This window comes from Noviherbaspirillum sp. Root189 (genome assembly GCF_001428545.1).
GTDB lineage: Bacteria > Pseudomonadota > Gammaproteobacteria > Burkholderiales > Burkholderiaceae_D > Noviherbaspirillum.
In genome coordinates this window covers 148,450-173,843 of sequence record NZ_LMHZ01000078.1, presented here as the reverse complement: position 1 = coordinate 173,843, position 25,394 = coordinate 148,450, and the positions used below count along the sequence as shown (strand labels likewise).

Below are 25,394 nucleotides of genomic sequence, written 5' to 3'. Positions count from 1 at the left end.
CGACTGGCTGATGTTGGAGGCGGTGAAGTTCCTCAGGTAGAACACGCACATGACCAGCGTTTCGCCGTCCTGGGTGCGGAAGTTCTTCAGCTGTGTCACGTCAAAAGCCGCTGCGCCGCAATCATTTATATGACGATAGAAGCCACGCTCAGGGTTCGGGACCTTATCTACGGTCGGGGTATAACGTACCGTCACCATGGCATGCGTTGAGGAAAGGCTTTGATCGCCCCGCCCTCTTTCCTGCCTTTGCAAACGCGGCGTAGCCTTATCGGCATTATGGTTCGCTGCGAAACAGAAAGTAGAAGTCAAAAGTAACAAGGCGATTGCCGTACGACCTAATCCTTTATTCGAATGGAGTCGATAGCAAGGGCGATTCACCGCGATGACTGCGGTACGTAAAGGATATATCGACACCATCGACTATTACCTTTGAAGACTTGATCTGGCTGTCTAACTATCTATGTAAGGATCTATGGAATTTCATCATGCGCCAAGCTACATTTTGAACAATTCGATTCATTTTAGGTAGCTCGAAATTTCGATATATAAGGCGCTAATTAAAGAAAAAAACAAGGCAATCCGATAGATTGCCTTGTATCAAAAGTAAATGCCTCAACAGGCGGCATACCACACGAGGTGCCTTGTTGGAAAAGCCCTTATTGCATCACGTTGAGCGTATGGTTCAGGTTATTGAAGCCTGTGCTGGCATCCCAGACATTGGTGTTGGCCAGCTGGATGGCATACTCGGGGCGGCTGCGCAGTGTGCTTTCCGGATCCGGCAAGTTCAGCATCGCTGCATAGTTACCCTTGGGCATATCGGCCGGCAAGCTCACCGTCTGATTCACCGTCGTCGCCTTGCCCGGAGCCCACTGGCGCGGATCCGTGTTCAATGCAAAGCGGTACAGCGCGCCGGTGGCCGTATTGCGCAAYACCAGTTCCACGTCACGCTTGTTGAACGGTGCTGCCCAGCCCTGGTTGGCTACCGTGAAGCTCACCGTGAAGCCGCCACCCGGCTTGGCACTCGACGAGTACGAACCGTTCTGCAGCACAAAGCGGTAACCCAGCTTCTGTTCCACCTGCGTGAAGCAGCCCTGGTTTCTCCATGCATTGAGCACCGTCGTGTTGTAGTCCAGGTTCAGGTACGACCAGTGGAACATCGACATTTCGCTGATCGCTGTCGGGCAGTCAGCACGCGGAGCCGTGTAGTTGCAGGTCTCGCCGCCGATCGGCACATAGTTGGTATCGGCAGCCAGGTACGGATACTCGACCGAGGTATTGTTGTACGTGCCGTAGTCGCTTGCGCCACCGTACGATCAACCGGTACTGCCTGCAGCAGCTTGTCGACCACCGCCTTGCGGTCGGCCAGGTTCTGCGAGCTCAGGCTGGCGCTGTTGCCAAAGCTKGTGCTGTAAGCCCACTCGCCCCAGCCGCCGACAAAGCCCGCTTGCACCAGCGCGATGACGTCCTTGTTCTTGGTCAGGTAAGGCGTGAGCTGGGTGATGTGGGTCTGSACCAGYGARGGGCTGGCATCCTTGCCAGTCTCGTTGTCGCTRTAGGCAAAACGCACGATGGTCTTGAGGCCGGCGCTGCGCACCGTATCCATCTGCTTCTGGAAGAAGTCCAGTGCCGACTGGCTGATGTTGGAGGCGGTGAAGTTCCTCAGGTAGAACACGCACATGACCAGCGTTTCGCCGTCCTGGGTGCGGAAGTTCTTCAGCTGTGTCACNCGACTGGCTGATGTTGGAGGCGGTGAAGTTCCTCAGGTAGAACACGCACATGACCAGCGTTTCGCCGTCCTGGGTGCGGAAGTTCTTCAGCTGTGTCACATCAAARGCCGCTGCGCCGCAATCGCTGTAGTGACGATAGTTGCCACGCTCGGGATTGGCAATCGTCGCACTGCTCGCCGTGTAGCTGACCGGATTCATGACAGTGGGTGCTGGTGCTGGTGCTGGTGCTGGTGCTGGTGCTGGTGCCGGTGCTGGTGCTGGTGCCGGTGCCGGTGCCGGTGCCGGTGCTGGTGCCGGTGCTGGTGCCGGTGCCGGAGCTGGTGCCGGAGCTGGTGCCGGAGCTGGTGCCGGTGCCGGAGCTGGTGCCGGAGCTGGTGTGGCAGTGGTTGAGAGAACCACGCGCATCTTGTCCCATGTCTTTGCCGGCGGCGTTGTCTGCGCAATAAAGTCGATTGCGGCCGGCGAACCGATGCTGCTGCGTGCGACGGTAATGTTTGCAAAGCTGTTGCTGAGCGTGGAAGACACGGAGCGAACAACGGTCCAGCCCCATGCGCCATTAGTACCGGAATAACGATAGAGAACGCCGTTTTCAATCAGATAATTGGCGCCGATGCCACCGGTTGGATAGCCCGTTGCCGTATTCCTGTCGGAGTCGATGAAAAGGCGAACAAAGGATGGAGTGCCCGTGTAAGGAACTTTGTAGTACACATTCGCCAGGTCCGACGTCACTGTAGGAGCAATTGCCTGCTCAGCTGAAACTACTTGCGTGATCTTGGCCGATGTCTGTGCTGGCGGCGTTGTCTGAGCGATGAGGTCCAGTGATGACGGCGATCCGACATCAGTACGTGCGATGGTGATCTGTGCAGCCTGGTTTGCCGACGTGTAGGGGACCTGCTTTACGAAAGTCCAGCCCCATTGTCCACCGCTTCCAGAGTAGCGATACAGGTTTCCGTTTTCGACGAGATAACCTGCACCAATACTACCAGTTTGAAAACCAGTCCCGGCATTGCGGTCCTGGTCAATGAACAGGCGCACAAACGACGGTGTGCCGGCGTACGGAATGGAGTAGTACAGATTAGCGGTGTCGTTGGTCGCCTGCGTACCGGCGATCTGTGCCATGGCAAGAGGACTTGCGCAAACACCTGCGGCTAGCAGCGCCGCGAAACTGCGGCGGTAAGGAACGAGCGGTCGTGTGCTGGAAAAACATTGCATGGAAAAGTGCCTTTCAAAAAATTTGGACGTGACAATCCATCCGCCTGTATCCACAGGCGAGTAAATAAAATCTGAGTGTGTAATTGACGCAGCAGGTATCAGTCGCTATCAGCTATCAGCAACCGGCGCGTCAAGTAAGGACAACTAGGGGAATGGGAACGGGCTCCTATGCGAGATAACAAGGTGCCTTGGCTTATTCAAGCAAGTTGCCTTCTTTAACAAGCCATTCGAATGGGAAAGGCAGATCAAATAACACGAGGCTGCTTCAGCTCTCATCACACGATCGGATCGTACAAAACTAAGATAACGTAACATCAGGTACATCTCCCCACCGGAGTCTTTGTTTATCTGTCGGCATCGATGCGCTCCGATCGGCGCGTGAAGTTATTGCAAACCTCGTGATCGATTGACCAAGTACCGTTGTGAGGCAGGCTCAGATAAGCTTAGGCAGTGCACCGCTGAAGATGCATTGCCCGAACGACAAAGACCACCACAAGTTAATCGACAAAGTGTCGGTGAACGGCAACACGGCATCTATCGGGTAATTAGATTGATTTCCGTAATTCCGTTCTATATGGCAATCTTACTGCGCATAAATTTCAAATCACAATTAAATATCTCTATGAGATTCTTTAATTTCGGGGAAAAATCAAACGGAACTTATTGTCATCCGTAAAGTTCCTTTCCGTATGGCACTTGATTGCAAGCAAGTCTGCAGATGTCTATCAAGATGTAACAGAATGGTGTTTTTTCATGCGAACTTGGAAACTTTGGGCTGGTTTATTTATTGCCCAAGTATTGGAAAATTTTTTCCTTCAATCGGAAAATTTCATCTTAAGCTTGCTGCGTATGCTTGAATGTGAGGGTGACGGGTCTTGAACTTGGAGATATTGGATCAAGTAACAAGTTTTTCCTACGTAGTTAGTAATAAAAATATGAATAGATTTAAGCAAGTCGACGTTCGTTCGTTGTGAACAGGATGGTATGTCTAAGAAAACCAACGATAAGCTTCATCTTGTCAGACGGACCGAAATACCAAAAAATTGGTCATTAGTTAATGATAAAGGGTACGACTATCGCGCATCTGAAAGCTTAGAAACATAGCGCAGATAATTCGATAGGTTGGTAACCGTAAGTCGACATCGCAGCAGTAGACTACTGTTAGAAATAGGGAAGTTAACAACGAGGATGATGATTAAAGCTCTGTATCTTTAATTATTTTGCGCTGTCGGAATGAGAGCAGACGTTGGCCGAAAGCACGCCCACGCACGCGAAACGCTATGCGTAGTTTCTAGTAGCCTGCTCCAGGGCAGAGGGCGTCGATTAGCGGATTGGAATTGATGTACGAAAAGCGGACTGATTTGGCATGCGGGACAAATGCGCGCCAGGATCATTTTCGCAAAGTAGGTCGCCGGAATAGGCGGCATGGAGTCGCCGTCCGGCATTCGATGCGCAACGGATAAAACTGCACAAGAAGATGCAGCAAGATCACTGCAGTGCGTTATTAGCAATAGCACCCGGATTTGGGTGGCGGCGTACTGCGATCCCAAGGCTCTTCATTAGATACCTCAAGGCGTGCTTCCTTGATAAGCATGACCTGCCCTCGCGGAGCATTATTACCATTCACCCTGACCAGGGACACGTTAATTTCCCGCAGGTCGCTGCCCTCCAGATTTCCGAGCACTGCAGTGGCGGGATATTCAAGCGTGCCACCTCCATGATGCGCCGCCCCGGCAAGCTCGAACGCACCAATGGTCCCGAGAAAGTATTGGCGGCGTGATGAACTCACATCGCCGCTCTCGGGCAGGTTAAGGTAGACGTTATAGAAGAAGCCACCGCCTTGCCCTGCACCAGTCAACTGCACCCCGTCAAGCACTACCTTTGCGGACTGGAATCCACTCGCTGGGGCAGGTGCGCTACTATCTTTCGCGGCCGACACCAGGTCTCGCACTGTTTGCGCATCGGCAGCCTGAAGCGGTATCTGTACTGTCACGGAGTTGTCGGCCAATCCTATGTTTTGCGCGGCGCCGAGTGAACGACGATTCGCCGCGATGACGCGTCCCGGCACGGTTGCAAACTGTCCTACAGGCGGCCGATTCAACATTTGTCCCCCCTGTGCCTGTACGCGGATAAGGCGCGGCGCAGACTCTGCCTGAGGGGGAAGAGCGGTTGGTTTACTATTGTCCGCATAATCGTAGCCTAGCCATCCTGGATAGTAAGTCTTGTTCCGTTGAATCGTCAGGTTCGAGGCGTAACGGAAATTCCCTGACCAATACGATGCCGTCGACGCCGGCATGCCTTTACCGTCTGGCAATGCCCAGGCATGCCAGAGACGATCGATATTGGCATGGTGCAGAAAAAAGATCGGGTCGAGCGGCGACTGCATGTCGGCCATCACACCGCCGATGATGTTATGCACGGGATTATGCGGCGCCGATTCGATCCGCGTCTCAAAGGCATCGGGACGACCGCGTTCGAAGTTGTAGACGGATGGATCGAAAGGCGAAAGGTCCAAGGCGTTATATACATTGGTGTTCTGACGATTAGCAATATACAAGGCAGACGTCGGGTCGGTAAATTCGCTTGGAATAGTTGAGGAACGGTAGTAATCCCAATATGGCAACGTTAGTGCACTGTTACCGGAGATCGTTCGTAACTGCTGCTCAAAATAGTAAATGTAGCCTCGGTGCCAGGCGAGGAAGTAAGCAATGTTATGTGGACAGTAATTAACGTGTACGTTGGTCCAATACCGCCACGATGCTGGGCTCGTTGACTTGGTGTTGGCGCGCATGCTGCGAATGGCGTTATAGAAGGAGCCATACTGCGGAGAATTTCTAAACTCCTGCCATTCAAGTCGAATCCTGATGGTCTGTCCTAAGACTAGGGTAGGCATCGATACGAACGCTAGTGCGAACGCCGATCCCTTTACAAAGGTACGCCGGCTGATTTTCCCGGATATCATGAATAACTCCAATGCTGAACTAAGCTTAGCTGAGGCGAAATGTAACCGTCACTTGTTGGGCCGCACTACTTCTGGCTGACAAAGTGCTACCTTCCAGCGTATCTCCGTACACCAAATTATCCAATTCAAAATACTGATTAGTACGTATCGGCTCAGACGAATTATTCGGACCATTGCATCTTCGCCTTTACGAATGTCGGATGCCCTTGCTGCGAGTTCAGAGCGAGATGTGATGGCATGGCCCACCGTCCAGCAGCCTTCTGATAGCGCTCACTGTGAATATAGATTTGGTCACGTTGTGACTCGCAGAACACTCCTGCTCACTTCGCCAGTCGGTACCGCTCCATATTGACGCGCCGAATGTTATTCTTCGTGCCGGCCGCGCCATGGGGTTTCACGGCAATTGTCTCCCGGCTTTGCGCTGACACGACGTATGAACTTGACCGGTTTTTCTACCGATGAAAGGAAGTTATGCTGAACGGACTTTGGCTTGGATTTTTCATCATTGCTGCACTGACCGCCTCCGTCCGCCTGTTGATTTCCGGGGATGCTTCCGCCTTTGCGGCGGTCGCTGAGAGCCTGTTTTCCATGGCAAAGCTGTCTGTCGATGTGATGATCCTGCTGTTCGGTACGTTGACCTTGTGGCTAGGCTTTCTCAAAATTGCGGAAAAGGCTTTACTGGTAGACTTGCTGGCGCGACTCTTGTCGCCCCTCTTCCGTCGGCTGATGCCGGAAGTTCCAGCCGGCCATCCGGCCCTGGGCCTGATTACCTTGAATTTCACTGCGAATGCGCTCGGCCTCGATAATGCAGCCACGCCAATCGGTCTGAAGGCGATGCGGGCACTTCAGGAACTGAATCCCAACCCGGCATCAGCCAGTAATGCACAGATCCTTTTTCTCGTGCTGAACGCGTCCTCACTCACCCTCTTGCCGGTATCGATTTTTATGTACCGCGCGCAACAAGGCGCCGAAAATCCGACATTGGTATTTCTTCCTGTTCTTCTCGCGACAGCTGCCTCGACTACGGCGGGCTTCTTTTCCGTCGCTTTCATGCAACGCCTGAGATTATGGGACCCGGTGGTATTTGCCTGGCTTGGAGGAACGGCGCTGATATTTGCCGCTGCCGTGACCGCAATGGCCAGCATGTCGGCATTGGCGCTTTCCGCCCTTTCCTCTCTGTTGGGGAATGTGGTGTTGTTTAGCCTGATCCTGCTGTTTCTCGTTGTGGGTGCGATCCGGCGGGTGCCGGTGTATGAAAGTTTTGTAGAAGGCGCAAAGGAAGGCTTTGAAGTCGCCCGCAATCTCCTTCCTTATCTGGTCGCCATGTTGTGCGCAGTAGGTGTGCTGCGCGCCTCAGGTGCACTTGATATGCTGCTGGAAGGTCTCCGGTATATCGTGCAGGCTGCCGGATGGGATACGCGCTTCGTGGATGCATTGCCGACGGCTCTGGTTAAGCCCTTCTCAGGCAGCGCAGCACGCGCGATGCTGATCGAGCTCATGAAAACCAGCGGAGTGGACAGCTTTCCGGCACTGGTTGCTGCCACCGTCCAGGGCAGCACCGAAACGACTTTCTATGTCGTTGCGGTATATTTTGGCGCCGTCGGCATACAGCGTGTGCGACACGCTGTCGGTTGCGCCTTACTGGCGGACCTAGCCGGAGTACTGGCGTCAATCGGCGTATGTTACTGGTTCTTTGGATAAAACGCCCAGGACTTGGCCTCAGCAACGTCATGTTCATGATCTGGGTTAGTGCCCTGAAATGACAGTGTTAGCTCCGTCCCGAAGCAATCAAATCAGCGAGCACGGGATAAAATCACCAACCAGCGACGCAGCAGCAGCAATTCAACGTGTCCTGCTTCAATGCCTGTGCTGCAATCCAGAACTGGATTAACTTTGTAATAACGCTTGCGGAAATCGCGGCAAACAAACAGTTCACGGTTGCCGAACCGAACCAGAAACGAGGTTGGAGCGTACTCAAGTCCAAAACGCGGGCTGAAGGGGTTGTTCAGGTGAGCCATGGTAGTTCTCCTTTTATCCGAAAGCGTTAATGAGCTATTACTGTATCACAACTACTGTATAAATAAACAGTAATTTCGATATGTCCATTCTTCACCGCTTTCGAACACCCATGTCACGCTCATTCAAGCGCCCTCTCCCAAAGCGAACTTGAGTACGTTATTCCCTACTGTCCTCCACGATACATATTGTCGTCGGCTTGTGAGCGGGGTCGCTCCGCAGGCATCGCTGATGGTCCCGTCGTACCCGGCGGCGCAGACGGTGCAAATGGGCGCGACCCGAACAGGCGGTCCCAGAAACTGCGCGATTCCTCGACGCCGACAGCGGCAATACCATTGCCGTTGACGTACTCACGGTACATCAGGTCGCCGTCTGCCTGTACGATGCCTTCAGGGATAGACCGTTCGAACGGACCTTTCCCTTTCAGCGTTGTACGCATATAGTCGACCCAGATTGGCAATGCGACCGTGCCGCCGAATTCCCTGCCACCAAGAGAGCGCGGCTTGTCGTAGCCCATCCAGGCCACACCGACAACGTCGCCGCCATACCCTGCGAACCAGCCATCCATTGCATCGTTGGTGGTGCCAGTCTTGCCAGCCAGATCGCGCCGGCCCAGCTTCTGGCTGGCGGCGGTACCGGTCCCGCCGTTTACCACTTCACGCATCATCGAATCCATGATGTAGGCGTTGCGGGGATCGATCACGCGGTTGGCTTCCTGACCTGCCGTGACCGGATTGGACTGGTTCAATACGTTTCCACGGTTGTCGAGAATTTTTTCGATCAGGTAGGGAGTGACCTGGTAGCCGCCATTGGCAAACACGGCATAGCCTTTGACCATCTGTATCGGCGTTACAGAGCCGGTACCAAGGGTCATGGTCAGGTTTGCCGGATGCTTGTCGGCGTCGAATCCAAAACGGGTCAAGTACTGCTGGGCATAGGCAGGCGTGATCGATTGCAGGATGCGGATCGATACCAGGTTCTTCGACCGCTTGAGACCGGTGCGCATCGTCACTGGGCCATCGTACCGGCCGTCATCATTCTGCGGCTCCCAAGACTGGCTGCCGGTTTGGGCGGCGTCAATGATGAGAGGAACATCATTGACGACAGTCCCGGGCGAAAAACCCTTTTCCAGCGCGGCCGAATAAATGAAAGGCTTGATGGTCGATCCAGGCTGACGCCAGGCCAGGTTCACATGGTCGAACTGGTTCAGTTCGAAATCGAAACCGCCGACCATGGCACGCAGGGCGCCATTCTGGGCATTCATGGAAACGAAGGCAGCCGACACCTCGGGTAGTTGCGAAATCCACCATTTCTTCTTTGCGTCACGTACGACACGGATCACCGCTCCCGGCTTGATGCGGTTTTGCCCTTTTCCACTCAATGCCGAAGCGGCAAAACGCAAGCCGTCGCCGGTGATTTCAATCTCATCGCCGGATAGCAGGCCGACACGTACCAGTCGCGACGAGGCGCTGGTGACGACTGCCGATTGCAATTCATCGCTATCGGGATGTTTGAGCAGCGTGTCGGAAATCAGCTGATCGCGTTCATCTCCCCCACGCGGCAAGTCGATGTAAGCCTCGGGACCGCGATAGCCGTGCCGGCGATCGTAATCCATCACGCCACGGCGCAGAGCCTCATAGGCCGCATTCTGTTCGCTGCTGGTAATCGAGGTGTAGACGCTGTAACCATGGGTATAAACGTCGTCTTTGTATTGTTCGACCATGTATTGCCGCACCGCCTCGGCGACATATTCGGCATGGGTATTGAACCGACGGCGGTCGCTGCGCACCGCCAGGTTTTCTTTTGCCGATTTGGCGTACTGTTCAGGACTGATATAGCCGAGTTCATGCATGCGCTTGAGAATGTACTGCTGACGCTGTTTGGCCCGTGTCGGATTGACAACTGGATTATTGGCGGCGGGCGCCTTCGGCAGACCCGCCAGCATCGCAGCTTCGGCAACAGTCAGATCTTTGATCGACTTGCCAAAATAGACCCGCGCGGCGCTGCCGAATCCATAGGCACGCTCGCCGAGGTAGATCTGATTCATGTAGAGCTCGAGAATCTGGTCTTTCGACAGACGCTGTTCGATCTCATAGGCCAGGACGATCTCGTGAATCTTGCGACCATAGGTTTTTTGCCGCGACAGGAAGAAGGTACGCGCAACCTGCATCGTAATAGTGGACGCGCCTTGTGCCCGACTCGACCGTAGGTTGGCCAGTCCGGCGCGGAGCACACCGATATAGTCGACGCCGCCATGTTCATAGAAACGGTCATCCTCGATGGCCAGCAATGCCTTGATCATTACCGGCGGCATTTGCGCGATGGGTATGAAGTCGCGCCTTTCCTCACCAAATTCACCGATCAGCACATCATCCGCGGTATAGACACGCAGCGGCATTTTGGGCCGGTAATCGATCAGCGCATCCAGCGAAGGAAGGTTGGGCTTGACAATCAGGACCACATAACCAAACAGGATCAGACAGACGAGAATAAATGAAGCAAAGAGGACCGCGCCGACCTGCAACAGGCGGCTGGAAAGCGACGTACTTGATTTTTTTCGCGAAGTTGAAGAGTTGCGCGACTTGCTGACCAACGTTATCCCCTTATTTTAAATATCTCAGGCAACGCAACTTTAACAGGCATTGGCCTTGGGGATGTAACGCGTTGTTACGCCAGCGTTGATTTCGACGTGGCGTACGGCGAAGCAGATTAATTTTAAAGGTCGTGGTAAGCGTGAACTGTCGTGTCGCTGCACCCCATGACAACGAGCAACGCCGCCCTATTCAGAAAACAATCCGGGGCGGCGTTGCACCATTTGGTAGTCAGCGATAGGTGCGGTTCGTAACCGCACCATGGAATTGCTTAGTGAAGCTGTTGTTTCAGACTGGAAATCGCCTTGCGCGCCTGGCGCACGGCATTTTGCAATTGAACGTCAATATAGTCGCTTTGGCTGCAGGCCTGCATGGCTCGGTCACCGATTTTTTCCAGTTTGGACACACACTGCCGGATCTGTTCCTGCGCCTGACCCTGTTCGGCTGCCTGAATGGCGTGGTCCGATTCCTGCTCCAGTTCGGTCAGGCATGTGCGCAGGCGATCCGGCACGTCGCTGCTCATCTCGCACATCTGGGCAGCGTTATCGATGCATTGTTCCACTTGATTGAATCGGTCTCTGAGCTGAGTTGCTTGCATAACATCTCCTTTGAATGCAACAGTAGGATGCTCTTTGGTACTTGTCGATTTTGTTAGTTCCGGGCGGTTTCAAATTTCCACATGGCGACAAGTTCAGTACTCTACTCCTTGCACTGTTTGTACTTTGTACATTTCGGCTGTAAAGATGTATACGGAACGGTTCTGCTCTGGCCTGATTAACCAACCAGCGAATGGCAGGAATCTTGCAGCCGCATTGTGTTGGGCAATTGCTCAAAGGATGCCATCATGAACCAAGCTCGTTTTCAGGACCGCAGGGATGCCGGACGGCAGCTGGCAGCGGCAACGGCTTTTTTGAAAAATCGCCACCCGGTGGTGCTTGCGCTTCCGCGCGGAGGCGTCCCCGTAGGCTATGAGGTAGCAAATGCGCTGAACGCGCCGCTCGATGTCCTTCTGGTACGTAAGATTCCAGCGCCGGAATGGTCAGAAATCGGCCTTGGCGCCGTGGTGGACGGTGATCCGCCTATCCAGATAATGAACCAGGCGGTACTGGATCACTTTCATCCCAGCCGTGAATATCTCGAGCAGGAAGTGCAACGGCAATTGGACGAAATGGCACGTCGTCGCCGCATCTATTGCGGTGGGCGGGATCCGGTGGCTGTCCTCAACCGGACGGTCCTGCTGGTGGACGATGGTGCGGCGACCGGCAGCAGCATGAAAGCGGCATTGCGTGCGATGGCCGGCATGCAGGCCAGGGAGGTGCTGTTTGCACTGCCGGTGGCGCCTGCGGACACCTACTGCTCCCTGAAGGAAGATGCGGACGACGGCATCTGCCTTCTGATACCCGATAACTTCCGGGCAGTAAGCGTGTATTACCGGGACTTTGAACAAACCGGCGACGACGAGGTGACGAGCCTGCTCGATGCGGCTGCACAACGTGACTTCAGCACAGAGAACCACGAGGAGGACATAATGAAGACCATTGCGCAGGTCATGACACACGACGTTACTGTGGTCGGTCCGCATGACAGTGTACGGCACGCGGCGCAGATCATGAGTGACTGGGATATCGGGGCTTTGCCGGTATGCGACGGCGAACGCCTGCTTGGCATGATCACGGACCGCGACATCACAATTCGAGCGGCAACAAGCAGCCGCTCGACCGATGAAATCCGTATCGCTGAAGTGATGACCGACGAGGTAAGCTGGTGCTTTGATGACCAGAGCATTCACGAAGTCCTGCAGCAGATGCGAGACCAGCAGGTGCGGCGCATTCCCGTCCTGGACCGCGATATGCGACTGGTGGGCATGGTCACGATCGGTGACCTGGSGAGCCGCGCCGATGCCGATATTGACGACACGCTGAAACAACTGTCGCGTCCTTCACCGGCATCCGGACCCAGCGCCGAGGAGGAAATCGTGCGTTTGCATCGCCCGCAGTCCGATACGGCGGATGGCCGTTTTTGAACAGGAAAGCAATGAGCGCCATGAACAGACGCGATGCGCTTCGGCTGATTACCAGCACCATGGGCATCGTTGCCTATTCATCCCATGCAGTGCCTTCGGCACCGGCCGGCAACGCCATGCTGAAGCGGCCGATACCATCCTCGAACGAGATGCTCCCAGTCGTCGGCCTGGGCACCTGGCAAACCTTTGACGTCGGCAGCGGAAGCGCCGAACGTGCACCGCTGCAAAAGGTGCTGCAGACATTTATCGAGCATGGCGGCAGCGTCATTGACTCATCGCCCATGTATGGGCGTTCCGAGGATGTCGCAGGCGAACTTGCTTCGCAACTTGGCTTGCGTCCAAAACTCTTTGTCGCCACCAAAGTATGGACCCATGGCAAGTCGGCCGGAGTAAAACAAATGCAGGACTCACTGCGCAAGCTGCGCGCGAATCCAATTGATCTGATCCAGGTCCATAACCTGATCGATGTCGAAACGCATCTCGACACCCTACGCGAATGGAAACGTGACGGCCGGGTTCGTTATATTGGCATAACACATTACACGGAAAGTGCACAGGATGAAGTATTACGGGTGGCGCAAGCCCATCCTGTCGACTTCATCCAGATCAACTACTCGGTTGGCGAACGTGAAGCGGAAAAGCGCTTGCTACCTTTCGCCAGGGATAAAGGTATTGCAGTCATAGCCAATCGTCCGTTTGCCAGTGGCGAACTGTTCCGACGGCTTCGCAATAAACCATTGCCGGCGTGGGCCGGCGACATCGATTGCCACAGTTGGGCGCAGCTTATGTTGAAGTATGTCATCTCACATCCTGCCATTACCTGCGCGATCCCGGCGACTTCCAATCCAGGACACGTTGTCGACAACATGCAGGCTGGTTTGGGCCGTATGCCGGACGCCCGGCTACGCAACATGATTGTTGCAGAAGTGTCCGCATAAGACCCCTGAAGGCAGCAGGTATGTTGTTTGCTCCAGTCCTTCGGTCCGCAGCGGCGGTTATTTAGAAAAATGGAGAATGCCATGATGAAATCCTTTACCGATAAGCTCTCACCCAGTGTCACCAACATGATCCGCATGGACCATACTTCGGTGCTGGAAACCTTTCACCAATACGAAATCAGCAGCAGCCCGCAACTGAAAAAGGCACTGGTAAGCACCGCATGCCTTGCCCTGGAGATTCATGCGCAGCTGGAAGAGGAAATCTTCTATCCGGCGATGCGCAATCTGGCCGCGGATACACCCATCGTCGGCAAGAGCGTTCCCGAGCACAATGAGATGCGCCGTCTAATCGGGCAATTGCGTGGCATGCAACCGACCGATCCGACATATGACCAGACTTTCATGGAGCTCATGCGCGACGTACTGCACCATGTTGCTGATGAAGAAACCACGCTGCTCCCGGACGCCGAGCGTCTTATTCCCGATCGACTGGGTGAGCTTGGCATGCAGATGACAAAACGGCGCATGCAGTTGATGGCGCCGCGTGCAGGGGAGATTGCGTCAAATACCGCACACTCGCTGCCGACAAGCTCAATGCTGGTTGCGGCTGGCGCGGTGCTCGCCGGCACCTATTTCGCCAAGCGCGCCATGGATCATCGTCATCATTGAGGCAGGCAGACAGTGGCGGTTGTGTTAAATGACGATGCCCTGCGCCACGACCGCGGTCCTCAGGGCCCGCGGTCGCCTCGCCGGTACAAGCGCCTCGGCGGATTTCGCGGAGTCAGTCCATTTGTCGTACTCAAGAAGTCGGTCGGTGACTTTTTTGCCGACGACATGACGACCTACGCGTCGGCGCTGGCGTATCAGGTTCTGTTCTCCATTTTTCCATTTGTCATTTTTTTGATTGCCCTTCTCGGCTTTCTTCATCTGTCAGAGTTTTTCAGCTGGCTGCGGGAACATGCCCAGCTGCTTTTTCCTCAGCAGGCAATGAGTGCAGTTAACCAGGTTATCGACGAATTGCAGCAAAAGAAGACCGGGGTACTCTCGTTTGGTGTCATCGTTGCGTTGTGGACGGCATCGGCTGCCGTGCGTGCCACCATCAATGCATTGAACGTCGCCTATGACGTCCCGGAATCCAGGCCAGCGTGGAAGCTCTATCCCTTATCCATCATTTACACGATCGGTTTCGCCGTATTGCTGATTGCTGCGGCCGCGCTCATGATTGTTGGTCCGCAAGCCATGCAGTGGGTCGCCGTGCAGTTCCGGCTGGAACAGGTCTTCGTCACGGTATGGGCCATATTGCGCTGGCCAATCGCCTTGTTTCTCCTGACCTTCTCCATTGCGGCGATCTATCACGTGGCGCCCAATGTCAAGCAGCCATTCCAGTTCATTACACCCGGTGCGGTCATCGCTGTCGTGACATGGATCATCGCCTCGATCGGCTTCAATTATTACGTCAGCAACTTTGCCGACTATAGCGCCACCTACGGCAGTATCGGTACCATCGTGGTACTGCTCTTATTCTTTTTCATCTCGGCGGCGGCCCTGCTATTTGGTGCGGAAGTCAACGCCGTTATCGAACAGCATGTGCCGCAAGCGGAGCGGCCCGATGAAGCGACTTTACCCCCGACGGACAAGCACACTTCCTGAACATCGCACACAGCATGAGAACCACCACACTTCCTGTCGGCGAAGCCATTCCCGTACTCGGCCAGGGCACCTGGAAAATGGGTGAAAGCCGGCGCCAACGGGAACATGAAATTGCCGCGCTACAGGCCGGCATCGACCTCGGGATGACGCTGATCGATACGGCGGAGATGTATGCGGATGGACTGTCGGAGGAAGTCGTCGCCGACGCCATCACCGGCCGCCGCGCCGATGTCTTCCTCGTCAGCAAGGTGCTGCCACACCATGCCTCCTTCAGCGGCACTATCGCGGCCTGCGAAGCAAGCCTGAAGCGACTCAGGACCGACTGCCTCGATCTCTATCTGTTGCACTGGCGCGGACAAGTGCCACTGGAGGAAACGCTGGAGGCATTTGACAGGCTGACGCGCGACGGCAAGATACGGCACTGGGGAGTCAGCAACTTCGACGTTGCGGATATGGAGGAACTGGCCGCGATTGCCGGCGACCGTCAACCTGCGGTCAATCAGGTACTGTATAACCTGACGCGGCGCGGAATCGAATATGACCTTATTCCGTGGTGTAACAAACGGGCCATTCCGGTGATGGCCTATTCCCCGGTGGAACAGGGTCGCCTGCTTGATTCGGCGGAAGTAAAACGTATTGCCGAGCGTCGTGGCGCCACACCGGCCCAGGTAGCACTGGCCTGGGTGTTGAGACGGCCGGGGATGATTGCGATACCGAAGGCAGGCGCCGCGGCGCATGTACGAGAGAATCGGGCTGCACTGGACCTCATCCTGAACGATGAGGATTTGCTCGCGCTGGACCGCAGCTTTCCTCCACCGAAGTCGGCACAAGCGCTCGAAATGATTTAGGGATGCACGAAGCTCAAGCCAGCATGGCGTCGACCATTTCGTAAGCCTTCTTGAAGCCGGCTTCCACCGCTGCGTCGGCGGACGGGAAGTCGCGGTCGTCGCCGGATGATGCGCTCAGTTCGCTTGCGGAGCCAGCATCCTCTCCGCGCTCAGCAATGCGTATGGTGTAATCCCAGGATGTCCCGCTGTCGTCGCGCGGCTGCGGCGAGACATGGACTTCAATGCCTCGGTATTCCTCGGTATGCCAATCCTGCGTATTTGCCATGGTGTCTGTACCGTTCAGCCCTGATCTTTCGATCCTACCTTTGGCACGACACCAGGCAATTGAGAAATCTCAGGCGGTGGCTTGTGACTGCGCCCGGCGTCGGGCCAGTTCCACGAAATACGCCAAGCTCCCCGGATTACTCATTGCATCCGGGCTGGCGACTTCGTCCACCGCCATCCCGAGCATCAGCTTCTTCACCGGCAGTTCCATCTTCTTGCCGCTCAGCGTACGCGGAATTTCATTCACCACAAACACTTCGTTCGGCACGTGGCGCGCGGACAGCGCCGTACGGATGTTGTCATTGATCCTGCGGACCAGTTCGGCATCGAGGCTTACGCCGGGACGCAGCACCACGAACAGCGGCATATAGGATTCTCGCCCAAGATACTCGAGATCGACCACCAGGCTGTCGAGGATTTCCGGCATGGCTTCCACGACGCGATAAATTTCGCTCGTGCCCATGCGTACGCCATGGCGATTGATGGTCGTATCCGACCTGCCGTAAATGATTGCGCCGCCGCGCGGTGTAATGCGCAGCCAGTCGCCATGCCGCCACCAGCCGTCGTAGGTATCGAAATAACTGTCGTGATAACGCTTGCCCTCGGGGTCGTTCCAGAAAAACAGCGGCATCGACGGCATGGGCTTGGTAACGACAAGCTCGCCTACCTCGTCATTCAAGGGCTTGCCGGCATCATCCATCGCATAGACGGCAATACCGAGGCAACGGCATTGCATTTCACCGGCATACAAAGGCACGATCGGGCAACCACCGACAAAGGATGCGGCGACATCGGTGCCGCCGCTGATCGAGGACAGCAGAATGTCGGGACCGAGTTGCTCATAGATCCAGGTGAACGCCTCAGCCGACAACGGCGAACCGGTTGAACCTATCGTATGCAGGCTGTCCAGCGTGGCCAGCTTGCGCGGTTCAATGCCAGCCTTCATGCAGTTGGCATAGTAGGCGGCGCCCGCACCGAACACCGTCAGCCTGGCCTCGTCCGCAAACTTCCACAGCGTACCCAGATCCGGATATCCCGGATTGCCGTCATACACCGCGATCGTCGACCCGAGCAGCAAGCCGGTCACCTGCGAATTCCACATAATCCATCCGGTGGTCGAGAACCACATGAAGCGATCCTGTTCCCCGAGGTCGCCGTGCAAGCCGTGGCCCTTCAATGCTTCGATGAGCGTGCCGCCTTGTCCGTGCACGATGGGCTTTGGCATGCCGGTCGTGCCGGATGAGTACACGACCCACAAGGGATGATCGAAAGGCAGCTGCTCGAAGCGCGGTGTGCTGTCTGCGTCAAGCAGCTCACTCCATAGCCTGGCACCGGTAACGGTCGCATCCTGGCGCAGATAAGGAAGCAACACCACATGCTCCAGCGTCGGCAAGGATTGCACGAGTCCGGCCACCACGTCACGCCGATCAAAATCCTTGCCGCCGTAACGATAGCCATCAACGGCAAACAGGACCTTCGGTGCGATCTGACCGAACCGGTCGAGTACACTCGGCGTGCCCATGTCCGGGGAACAGCTCGACCATACCGCGCCGATGCTCGCGCAAGCGTAAAAGGCGATGACTGTTTCCGGCACATTGGGCATATAGGACACCACCCGGTCGCCGGGCTGCACGCCCATCTCGCGCAAGGCATTGGCAACCGACGCAATTTGCCGGCGCATCTCCCGCCAGGTGATGCTGACAGTGGCACGCGCTTCGGACTTGCCTATGATGGCTGGCGTGTCCGCGTCTTCCATGTGGAATCGAAACACTTGCTCGGCAATGTTCAGTCGCGCGCCGTCAAACCACTTCGCGCCCGGCATCTTGTGGCTGTCGAGCACCTTGCTATAGGGAGCCGAATGCCGAATGTCAAAGTAACGCCAGATAGACTCCCAAAAGTCTTCGAGATGGTCGACCGACCATTGCCACAATTCCTCGTAACCGGAAAAGTTCAGTTTCTTATCCTGCTGAAGCCATTGCATGTAGTGGTGCATGCGGCTTTTGGCGATACGTTCAGGACTCGGCGTCCACAGCGGTGAAGGATTGTTCTCTGCCAATTTCTGTCTCCGTGATGTTGGATTTATGAATTCGCCTGCCCTTCTTTTTTGGCAAGCTTGATGCTGATGCTGATCGATACGGCAAGCACGCCCAGTCCGCCTGTAACGAGGATGTTGCGTGTACCGATATGTTCAACCAGTACGCCGGCCAATCCGACACCGAGCGACTGACCGAGAAAAAAACACGAGGCAAATGCCGACACCGCCGCGCCACGTCTTTCGGGCGCCATCTGCGTGGCATTGATCTGCAAGGTATTGTGCAGCATATAGAAACCGAGGCCGGCGATAAAACAACCGATGATGGTCCACCACCATACCGGGGCAATACCGATGCCGACAAGGGAAGCTGCGAGGAAGACGCCGCCCCATCGAGAAAGGCCGGCTTCTCCCAGTCGCTGCACCATAAGCCGGGAGAACAGCGCAAACACAAAACCGCCTAAACCGAACAGCATCACCATTGCACCGGATGCCGTCAGTGAAAGCCCGAACGTGTGGTGCACGTGCGAGGCGATGAATGCAAAGGCGCCATACAGGAACGCGCCTTCCAGGAAAACCGTAAGCAGGATGCGCCGCGCCCAGGCGCTCTGCAGAATCTGCCTGAATTCGCCGATCATACGTGGGATCGCTGCGCCTCCAACGCGGCGTGTTTGACGCGCATGGACCGGCAGTCGCCGGTTCAGCATAAACAGGGAAGCGCCAACCACCGCAAAGATGATGGCCACCATGAAAAACGGCAACCGCCAGTTCTGCACATCGGCTGCAAGACCACCCACCAGCACGCCGGTCGCGAGACCGAGGATCTGGCCAATCAAAAAACGCGCCAATACAGGCTGCCGGTCCTGATACGGAATAACGTCGCCGATCCACGCCATCGACAGCGGGATCAATGCCGCGGCGGTGGCGCCGGACAAGAGGCGTGCGCCGAGCAGCCATGAAAATCCGGGTGCCAGGCCACACAACAATGCCGTCAGCGCACTGGCGACCGATGCGCAAGCAACCACGAAGTACTTGCCGTAGCGGTCGCCGAGAGGGCCGAACAGGAGTTGAGAAAAACCGTAGGAAATAGAAAATACGGTAATGACCAACGACGCATCACCCAGGGTTACGGCGAACTCGCTGGCCAGTTGCGGCAACATCGGATCCGTGACGCGCAAGATGATGCCGCTACCGAAAGCGGCAAACGAAAGCAATGGAACGGCAACGCGGGGGATGGCGGGCTTAGCAGGAAGTGTCGTGTTGATGGATTGTGCGTCGGACTGCTTCATGGATCGATGTCGTTTTGAAAGGGCCAGCCTTACGCAAGCTGTCGGTGCAAATAACCAGGGGCAGGCAGCTTGCGTAAGGCAACATAAGGCAGCCGTGAAATATGATGCATTGAATGCTGCATTCTAGAGCGAAACGGGATAACGCGTATTTCGCTCCCTGGCATCAGTTGCGCTTCCGCAAAACTCTGCGCTGAACACTCGTTCTGCCGTATGATTGCCTCTCCAGTTTTCACGAACGCAATTGGCGATGCCCGCATCTTCTGTCCTGCTCGTTCCGCGTGATCTTCAGGTGCGCGCGGATGATCCATTCCGCTTCGACTATCCTTCTTTGGTTGAACGGCATGCAATTTGTATTGGCCTGACCCTGGAGTGGCGTCATCAGGAAGCGCTGCATCAATTTGCACGGCAACATACCCTGCCCGACGAGCATGCACGCGCCGAACGTTTTGCGCGTCCCGAAGACGGCCTGCGCAACCTGATCGGTCGCGCCCTGCTACGCAGAGTCGCTTCTCACTATGGCGGCATGGATCGCGCAACCTTCATACGCAGCAACACCTGGGGCAAGCCGGAACTACCCGGCTGCAGCGTTGGCTGCAATATCAGCCACGCCGGCATGCAAGTCTGGGTGGCGGTATCGACATATCCGCATGTCGGGATCGATATCGAGTCCGCCGCTGCGCCGCAGGAGATCCGTGATATTGCGGCAGGATTTCATCCCGATGAAGTGGCTGCTCTGCGGAAGATGCAGGACTCCAGCGGCGCCACCATGCGCTGCTGGTGCCGTAAAGAAGCGATATCAAAAGCGACCGGCCTTGGCGTGTCATTGCCCTTGCGCGCCTATGCAGTCGACTGTGAAGTGCGCCCCTCTTCCTGGCTACGCGTTGCACCGCCTAAAACTGTGCGCGACGACTGGACGACGGTCGACCTGCCGGTGGGAAGAGAGTATGTCGCCGCACTCGCAATCGAGGGACAGGTGGCGAAGGTGGATGTCCTGCGACTAAAGCTATTGCCCTGAAAATTAATACCGCAGGAGGAGTCAATAGCGGGCTATTGACGACGAGTGCAACGCAGGCAGGCGGCTCGGCGCCCCCGGAAAAAGACGCGATCTCATGGTGCGTTATGGCTTGGGATTGGTATAACTTCCTCAAGAGGCAGGGCGCTTCATTTTGCACGTCGTCGAAAGCGCCGTTTCCGACGTGGGCAAATAGCGTTCCGTCTTGAATCCGTATCCACTGCCCTCGTTGTCGAACCGGACCGATCCATCAGAGGTTTTGCGCATCACCGACACGTAAAGCGGCTGGAGCAACTGGTGATCCTCCACGCGCATGGTCGCTTCATGGAAGGCGTTCTTGAAGCGTGCACCTTCCAGTGCATGCGCCACCGCACCGGCTTCCGTACTGCCGGCCTTTTCAATCGCCGTGGCAAGCATCTCGATCATCAGATGCATGCGCAGATGGACATAATCGTCTTCAGGCTGCGGATACCGCTGGCGGAAATCCTGGTAATAAGCGTCGCTTGCGGAGTTCTTGATGCCCTGTCCGGTATTCGGATGCCATTCCGCGACGGCGCGCACACGGCCTACGCCGGCGTCTCCGATCGCTGCCGGTGCACCGAGTCCGTTTCCATAGAAGGTATAGAACTTGACGTTGAGGCCGCCTTCTTTCGCCGCCTTGACCAGTAGTGTGAGGTCGTTGCCCCAGTTGCCGGTTACGATGGTATCGGCACCGCTGGCCCGGATCTTGGCGATGTAGGGCGTAAAGTCCTTGATCTTGCCGATGGGGTGCAACTCGTCCCCGACGATGGCGATGTCGGGCCGCTTGCGAGCCAGCTGGCTACGTGCGGATCGCGCAAGCTGTTGTCCAAAGCTGTAGTCTTGTCCGATCAGGTAGACCCGCCTGGCGCTGACATCCTCCTTGATGACTTCGGTCAGCGCATGCATGCGCATGTCGGCGTGGGCATCGAAACGAAAATGCCAGTAACTGCATTTTTCGTTGGTGAGCGCCGGATCCACCGCAGAATAATTCAGAAAGAGCATGCGCTGATCCGGCATGCGCGCATTCTGCTTTTCGATGCCGTCAATCAGCGCCGCCGCCACGGCCGAGCTGTTGCCCTGCACGACAAAGCCGATTCGCTGGTCGCTCAGCTGCCGCAAGGCGATGAGAGATTCCTCGACGCCTTGCTTGTTGTCGATTGCAATCAGGGCAAGCGGATGCGTGCCGTCGGGCAGTTTCACCCCGCCCCTGGCATTGATCCGTTCTATGGCGTACTGCAGGTTACGCATCACCGCCTGGCCGGCATTGGCAAAGGAACCCGACAAACCGTCAATCATGCCGATGCGGATGGGTTCAGCGGACTGGCTTGTGCCGGATGCGGCAAGGATCACGGCAAGCACGGTGATCTTGATGCAGGAAGATTTGAACATGTAGTGGATCGCGATGCTTATTCGAAGTCGAGCATATGCCCCAGCTTTTCCTGCTTGGTGCGCAGGTAGGCAATATTGTGCGGAGTATGCGCGGTCAGCATCGGCACCCGCTCGGCAATCAATACGCCGTAGTCGGCGAGCTTTTGCATCTTGCGGGGATTGTTGGTCATCAGCCGGATCGACTTGACGCCAAGATGGCGCAGAACGTGCGCGGCGACTTCATAGTCTCGGATATCGACCGGCAGTCCGAGGTCGAGGTTGGCCTCGACCGTGTCACGCCCCTGATCCTGCAATTGATAGGCCTTGATCTTGTTGGCCAGTCCGATGCCGCGACCTTCGTGGCCGCGCAGGTACACGACAACGCCCTGTCCTGCGTCGGCGATACGCTTAAGCGCGGCATCGAGCTGTTCGCCGCAATCGCAGCGCATCGAACCGAGCACATCGCCGGTCAGGCACTCGGAATGCACACGTACCAGTACACGCTCCTGGTCCTTCAGGTCTCCCTTGACGATCGCCACATGCTCAACCGTCTCGCCGACCGGCTGGTAGACGTGAATGCGGAATTCCCCATGCTTGGTCGGCAGAAGCGACGATGCGACGTGGTCAAAAATCTTGTCGGAGCCGGCTGCAGCCGTTTGTTGCTCTCCGTTGTTGTTCATTCTGAAATATCCTAGGCCTGTCATCGAGATGCGCCGTCACGGCCCGGATCGGCGGCGCATGCTGTGGAATGAACGCGCTGGCCGGCGATGCGAAGCAAAACCCGGCAGAGCGACCCGCAAGTTTAACTGAAAGCCTCGGGCGCTTTGGGTTCGTCTGGCAGAGGAATCCGTTCAATTTCATCCGGCACCTTGCCAAACTGCTGCGTCCGCCATCTTTCCTTGGCTTCCTCGATCGCTTCCCGGCTGCTGGCGACAAAATTCCACCAGATGAAGCGGTCGCCATCCATGGATTGGCCGCCCAGCAGCATGAGACGCGTTTGCGTTACAGCCTCTATTGTAGTTTCTTGCGCGTCGGTCAGCACGGCCATGTGCTTTTCCGCAAGCTCGGTGCCGCCGATACGAACCGCGCCATTGACCAGATAGACGCCGCGCTGCGGGTACTCGGCAGGCAGGCGGAACTGCGCGCCGGCCTCCATCTCGACCGCCGCATAAAACATGTCGGAAAAAGTCTTGGTCGGGGCGCGCTTGCCGAATGCGCTGCCCGCTATCAGTCGCAGGCGTACGCCGGGAGAATCGACCTGGGGAAGTGTCGCTGCCGGATGGTGTTCGAATGCCGGCTCGGTAGTTTCATGCTCTTTTGGCAATGCGATCCAGATCTGGATGCCCTGCAGCGTGCCGCCGCTCTGGCGCAAAGCGTCCGGTGTGCGTTCGGAGTGCGCGATGCCGCTACCCGCGGTCATCCAGTTGACGTCACCCGGGCGGATCTCTTGCACGGTGCCCAGCGAATCGCGATGCAGGATCGCGCCTTCGAACAGATAGGTGACAGTGGCAAGGCCAATATGAGGATGCGGACGGACGTCAAGTCCTTTACCCGGCCCAAAGACCGCCGGTCCCATATGGTCGAAAAAGATGAATGGCCCAACCATCTTGTGCGGATGGCTGGGCAGCAGGCGGCGAACCATAAATCCGTCGCCAAGGTCTTTCTCATGCGGTTTAATCAGGTCAAATGGCAAGCTCATAATTGGCATTCCTCGCAAGTCGTTTGCCCGACATTATCCGCTTAACTGGCCGCTTGGGTGAACTTGCCGCTCTGGAAGTCGCTCATCGCCTGCTCGATTTCTTCGACGGTATTCATTACAAACGGGCCATACTGTGCGACAGGCTCGCGCAGCGGTTTGCCGGCCAGCAAAAGGAAACGTGCGCCGCCAGCGTCGGCAGTGACTTCGACCTGCTCACCGGGCGACAGGATGCCGGCACTACGGGTCTTCAACGGCCTTGGTGCATCTGCCGGACCGATCTTGACGCTACCCTCGAAGGTATAGAGAAAGACGTTATGGCCGGCATCCACCGGATGGCTGAAGACGGCGCCCGCAGGCAGTTCGACGTCAAAATACACCGGCTCGGTCGACAAACCCTGGATCGGACCCGGCACCGACTTGCCGTCCAGTTCCAGCGTGCCGGCAATCACCTTGACCCGGCCGCCATTCGGCAAGGTCACCACCGGAATGTCGGCAGCGGGAATATCGCGATAGCCGGCAGGCTTCATTTTTTCCTTGGCCGGCAGGTTGATCCATAACTGGAAACCGCGCATACGGCCCTCTTCCTGCTGCGGCATTTCAGAGTGCACGATTCCGCGACCGGCTGTCATCCACTGGACGCCGCCGTTCATCAACTCACCCACGTTACCGAGGTGATCTTCATGCCGCATATGGCCATCGAGCATGTAGGTCACAGTTTCAAAGCCGCGGTGCGGGTGGGCTGGAAAGCCGGCAATGTAATCGCCGGGATTCTCGGATGAAAACTCGTCCAGCATCAGAAAAGGATCGAGGCGGGTACCCTGCCCCTGTCCGAGCGTGCGGCGCAGCTTGACGCCGGCGCCGTCGGAAGTGGCAAGTCCTTCGATCACGCGTTGCAGAGTTCGGGAAGTTACAGTGGTAGTCATGGCATTCTCTTCCTTTGTCGCCGGCCCGCCTGGTGACGGACCGGTCTCGTTGATTGCACATTCAGACGGTTACGGTATTGCTATGATCGCTACATTGAGGGCAGAAGCGGGTGTCCTGCCCTACCTGACCTTAACTGGCCGTCTTCCGGTCAGGCTGCGGAGCGCAGCGGCTCGGCAAGCTGCCGGATCACGGCGCCAGCGTTTGTCAGTGCCTCCTGCTTCGGCGCGTCGCCCATTGCCAAACCTTCAGCATAGACGAACTCCACGTCAGTCATTCCCAGAAAACCCAGGAAGTCGCGCACATAGCTTGTCTGGCTGTCGCGCGCCGTGCCTGCATACATGCCGCCACGGGCTGCCAGTACGTAGACTTTCTTGCCGGTCAGCAGACCGACCGGGCCGTTTTCGGTATAGCGGAACGTTACGCCAGCACGAGCGATATGATCAAAATAGGCTTTCAGTGTCGACGGAATGCCAAAGTTGTACATAGGCAGGCCAAGCACAATCGCGTCCGCACTGCGCAGCTCATTGATCAGCGCATCCGAAAAATCGATAACGGCTTGCTGCTCGGCATTACGGTCTTCCGGCTTTGCCAGGAAGGCGCCGAAACGCTCACCATCAAGGTGAGGGACCGGCTCGGCTGCCAGATCGCGTACCTTTACTTCGGTTTGCGGATTCGCTTTTGTCCAGGCTGCGACAAACTTGTCGGTGAGCTGGCTGGATTGGCCGTTACCGGCAAACAGGCTGGAGTTGATCTTCAGTAGTGTAGTCATTCTGTTTCTCCTCAATTCGGTTGGGTGAGTTCATTAAACTATTTATTGA

General features: G+C 56.3%; 21 protein-coding genes and 2 pseudogenes. 7 read left to right on the top strand and 16 right to left on the bottom strand.

Annotated features, from left to right (window positions below):
• From ASE07_RS29230 to ASE07_RS27125, 5 genes and pseudogenes are all read right to left on the bottom strand, one after another.
• Positions 1-318: DUF4874 domain-containing protein (locus ASE07_RS29230; RefSeq protein ID WP_162256965.1), on the bottom strand; the 318-nt coding region annotated here is incomplete at its 3' end.
• Between the two features lie 338 nt (positions 319-656).
• Positions 657-1,295, bottom strand: a pseudogene (locus ASE07_RS27140) (DUF4832 domain-containing protein); the annotation flags it as partial.
• 17 nt (positions 1,296-1,312) lie between these two features.
• Positions 1,313-1,726, bottom strand: a pseudogene (locus ASE07_RS31040) (DUF4874 domain-containing protein); the annotation flags it as partial.
• Position 1,727: 1 nt separating this feature from the next.
• Positions 1,728-2,939, bottom strand: a 1,212-nt coding sequence (locus ASE07_RS30250) for a hypothetical protein (protein ID WP_235548655.1), incomplete at its 3' end; no start/stop codon positions are given.
• Positions 2,940-4,443: 1,504 nt separating this feature from the next.
• Entirely contained in the window at positions 4,444-5,901 is a 1,458-nt protein-coding gene (locus ASE07_RS27125) for a tyrosinase family protein (protein WP_082584526.1), read from the bottom strand.
• Positions 5,902-6,372: 471 nt separating this feature from the next.
• Between ASE07_RS27125 and ASE07_RS27120 the strand changes: the two genes are divergently transcribed.
• On the top strand, positions 6,373-7,602 hold the full coding sequence (locus ASE07_RS27120) for a nucleoside recognition domain-containing protein (protein ID WP_057293923.1): 1,230 nt from the start codon (positions 6,373-6,375) through the stop codon (positions 7,600-7,602).
• A gap of 92 nt (positions 7,603-7,694) precedes the next feature.
• On the opposite strand, the gene ASE07_RS27115 is transcribed toward ASE07_RS27120, so the two are convergent.
• The 3 genes from ASE07_RS27115 to ASE07_RS27105 form a co-directional block, all read right to left on the bottom strand.
• A complete protein-coding gene (locus tag ASE07_RS27115; protein WP_057293922.1) occupies positions 7,695-7,919 on the bottom strand; it encodes a hypothetical protein in 225 nt (74 codons plus the stop codon).
• A gap of 164 nt (positions 7,920-8,083) precedes the next feature.
• Positions 8,084-10,510 carry a penicillin-binding protein 1A gene (locus tag ASE07_RS27110; protein ID WP_057293921.1) on the bottom strand — a complete coding sequence of 809 codons (2,427 nt, stop codon included), beginning with the start codon at positions 10,508-10,510 and terminating at the stop codon, positions 8,084-8,086.
• 269 nt (positions 10,511-10,779) lie between these two features.
• Positions 10,780-11,106 carry a hypothetical protein gene (locus ASE07_RS27105; RefSeq protein WP_057293920.1) on the bottom strand — a complete coding sequence of 109 codons (327 nt, stop codon included), beginning with the start codon at positions 11,104-11,106 and terminating at the stop codon, positions 10,780-10,782.
• Between the two features lie 246 nt (positions 11,107-11,352).
• Here ASE07_RS27105 and ASE07_RS28525 point away from each other — a divergent pair, with 246 nt between their 5' ends.
• From ASE07_RS28525 to ASE07_RS27080, 5 genes are all read left to right on the top strand, one after another.
• On the top strand, positions 11,353-12,531 hold the full coding sequence (locus ASE07_RS28525; RefSeq protein ID WP_082584525.1) for a CBS domain-containing protein: 1,179 nt from the start codon (positions 11,353-11,355) through the stop codon (positions 12,529-12,531).
• A gap of 20 nt (positions 12,532-12,551) precedes the next feature.
• A complete protein-coding gene (locus tag ASE07_RS27095) occupies positions 12,552-13,469 on the top strand; it encodes an aldo/keto reductase (RefSeq protein WP_235548654.1) in 918 nt (305 codons plus the stop codon).
• Between the two features lie 81 nt (positions 13,470-13,550).
• Positions 13,551-14,138 (top strand): hemerythrin domain-containing protein, encoded by a 588-nt coding sequence (locus ASE07_RS27090; protein ID WP_442946140.1) that lies wholly within the window; start codon positions 13,551-13,553, stop codon positions 14,136-14,138.
• Between the two features lie 12 nt (positions 14,139-14,150).
• Positions 14,151-15,119 (top strand): YihY/virulence factor BrkB family protein, encoded by a 969-nt coding sequence (locus tag ASE07_RS27085; protein ID WP_235548653.1) that lies wholly within the window; start codon positions 14,151-14,153, stop codon positions 15,117-15,119.
• 2 nt (positions 15,120-15,121) lie between these two features.
• Positions 15,122-15,967, top strand: a complete 846-nt coding sequence (locus tag ASE07_RS27080; RefSeq protein WP_327196078.1) for an aldo/keto reductase — start codon at positions 15,122-15,124, stop codon at positions 15,965-15,967.
• Positions 15,968-15,980: 13 nt separating this feature from the next.
• On the opposite strand, the gene ASE07_RS27075 is transcribed toward ASE07_RS27080, so the two are convergent.
• The 3 genes from ASE07_RS27075 to ASE07_RS27065 all read right to left on the bottom strand — a co-directional run bounded on the left by ASE07_RS27075 (position 15,981) and on the right by ASE07_RS27065 (position 19,552).
• On the bottom strand, positions 15,981-16,232 hold the full coding sequence (locus tag ASE07_RS27075; RefSeq protein ID WP_057293917.1) for a hypothetical protein: 252 nt from the start codon (positions 16,230-16,232) through the stop codon (positions 15,981-15,983).
• A 69-nt stretch (positions 16,233-16,301) separates the two neighbouring features.
• Positions 16,302-18,287: an acetoacetate--CoA ligase gene (locus ASE07_RS27070; RefSeq protein ID WP_057293916.1), complete on the bottom strand. Its 1,986-nt coding sequence runs from the start codon at positions 18,285-18,287 to the stop codon at positions 16,302-16,304.
• Between the two features lie 23 nt (positions 18,288-18,310).
• The gene (locus ASE07_RS27065; protein WP_082584524.1) at positions 18,311-19,552 is read right to left on the bottom strand and encodes an MFS transporter; all 1,242 of its coding nucleotides are present in this window, start codon (positions 19,550-19,552) and stop codon (positions 18,311-18,313) included.
• Positions 19,553-19,799: 247 nt separating this feature from the next.
• On the opposite strand from ASE07_RS27065, the gene ASE07_RS27060 reads away from it, so the two are divergent.
• Entirely contained in the window at positions 19,800-20,567 is a 768-nt protein-coding gene (locus tag ASE07_RS27060) for a 4'-phosphopantetheinyl transferase family protein (protein ID WP_057293915.1), read from the top strand.
• Positions 20,568-20,696: 129 nt separating this feature from the next.
• Here ASE07_RS27060 and ASE07_RS27055 read toward each other — a convergent pair whose 3' ends face one another.
• The 5 genes from ASE07_RS27055 to ASE07_RS27035 form a co-directional block, all read right to left on the bottom strand.
• Positions 20,697-21,974: a branched-chain amino acid ABC transporter substrate-binding protein gene (locus tag ASE07_RS27055; protein WP_200961032.1), complete on the bottom strand. Its 1,278-nt coding sequence runs from the start codon at positions 21,972-21,974 to the stop codon at positions 20,697-20,699.
• Positions 21,975-21,991: 17 nt separating this feature from the next.
• Positions 21,992-22,633 (bottom strand): GTP cyclohydrolase II, encoded by a 642-nt coding sequence (gene ribA / locus ASE07_RS27050; RefSeq protein WP_057293914.1) that lies wholly within the window; start codon positions 22,631-22,633, stop codon positions 21,992-21,994.
• A 122-nt stretch (positions 22,634-22,755) separates the two neighbouring features.
• A complete protein-coding gene (locus tag ASE07_RS27045; RefSeq protein WP_082584523.1) occupies positions 22,756-23,652 on the bottom strand; it encodes a pirin family protein in 897 nt (298 codons plus the stop codon).
• A 41-nt stretch (positions 23,653-23,693) separates the two neighbouring features.
• Positions 23,694-24,575 (bottom strand): pirin family protein, encoded by an 882-nt coding sequence (locus ASE07_RS27040; RefSeq protein ID WP_057293912.1) that lies wholly within the window; start codon positions 24,573-24,575, stop codon positions 23,694-23,696.
• 149 nt (positions 24,576-24,724) lie between these two features.
• Entirely contained in the window at positions 24,725-25,345 is a 621-nt protein-coding gene (locus tag ASE07_RS27035) for an FMN-dependent NADH-azoreductase (protein ID WP_057293911.1), read from the bottom strand.
• Between the last annotated feature and the right edge of the window lie 49 nt (positions 25,346-25,394).

Bases quoted from the DNA above. Each gene is read 5' to 3' on its own strand.
- ASE07_RS27045 (WP_082584523.1), bottom strand. From the start codon at position 23,652: ATGAGCTTGCCATTTGACCTGATTAAACCGCATGAGAAAGACCTTGGC.
- ASE07_RS27035 (WP_057293911.1), bottom strand. From the start codon at position 25,345: ATGACTACACTACTGAAGATCAACTCCAGCCTGTTTGCCGGTAACGGC.
- ASE07_RS27060 (WP_057293915.1), top strand. From the start codon at position 19,800: ATGCCCGCATCTTCTGTCCTGCTCGTTCCGCGTGATCTTCAGGTGCGC.
- ASE07_RS27095 (WP_235548654.1), top strand. From the start codon at position 12,552: ATGAACAGACGCGATGCGCTTCGGCTGATTACCAGCACCATGGGCATC.
- ASE07_RS27055 (WP_200961032.1), bottom strand. From the start codon at position 21,974: ATGTTCAAATCTTCCTGCATCAAGATCACCGTGCTTGCCGTGATCCTT.
- ASE07_RS27120 (WP_057293923.1), top strand. From the start codon at position 6,373: ATGCTGAACGGACTTTGGCTTGGATTTTTCATCATTGCTGCACTGACC.
- ASE07_RS27075 (WP_057293917.1), bottom strand. From the start codon at position 16,232: ATGGCAAATACGCAGGATTGGCATACCGAGGAATACCGAGGCATTGAA.
- ASE07_RS27125 (WP_082584526.1), bottom strand. From the start codon at position 5,901: ATGATATCCGGGAAAATCAGCCGGCGTACCTTTGTAAAGGGATCGGCG.
- ribA (WP_057293914.1), bottom strand. From the start codon at position 22,633: ATGAACAACAACGGAGAGCAACAAACGGCTGCAGCCGGCTCCGACAAG.
- ASE07_RS27065 (WP_082584524.1), bottom strand. From the start codon at position 19,552: ATGAAGCAGTCCGACGCACAATCCATCAACACGACACTTCCTGCTAAG.
- ASE07_RS27090 (WP_442946140.1), top strand. From the start codon at position 13,551: ATGATGAAATCCTTTACCGATAAGCTCTCACCCAGTGTCACCAACATG.
- ASE07_RS27040 (WP_057293912.1), bottom strand. From the start codon at position 24,575: ATGACTACCACTGTAACTTCCCGAACTCTGCAACGCGTGATCGAAGGA.
- ASE07_RS27115 (WP_057293922.1), bottom strand. From the start codon at position 7,919: ATGGCTCACCTGAACAACCCCTTCAGCCCGCGTTTTGGACTTGAGTAC.
- ASE07_RS27105 (WP_057293920.1), bottom strand. From the start codon at position 11,106: ATGCAAGCAACTCAGCTCAGAGACCGATTCAATCAAGTGGAACAATGC.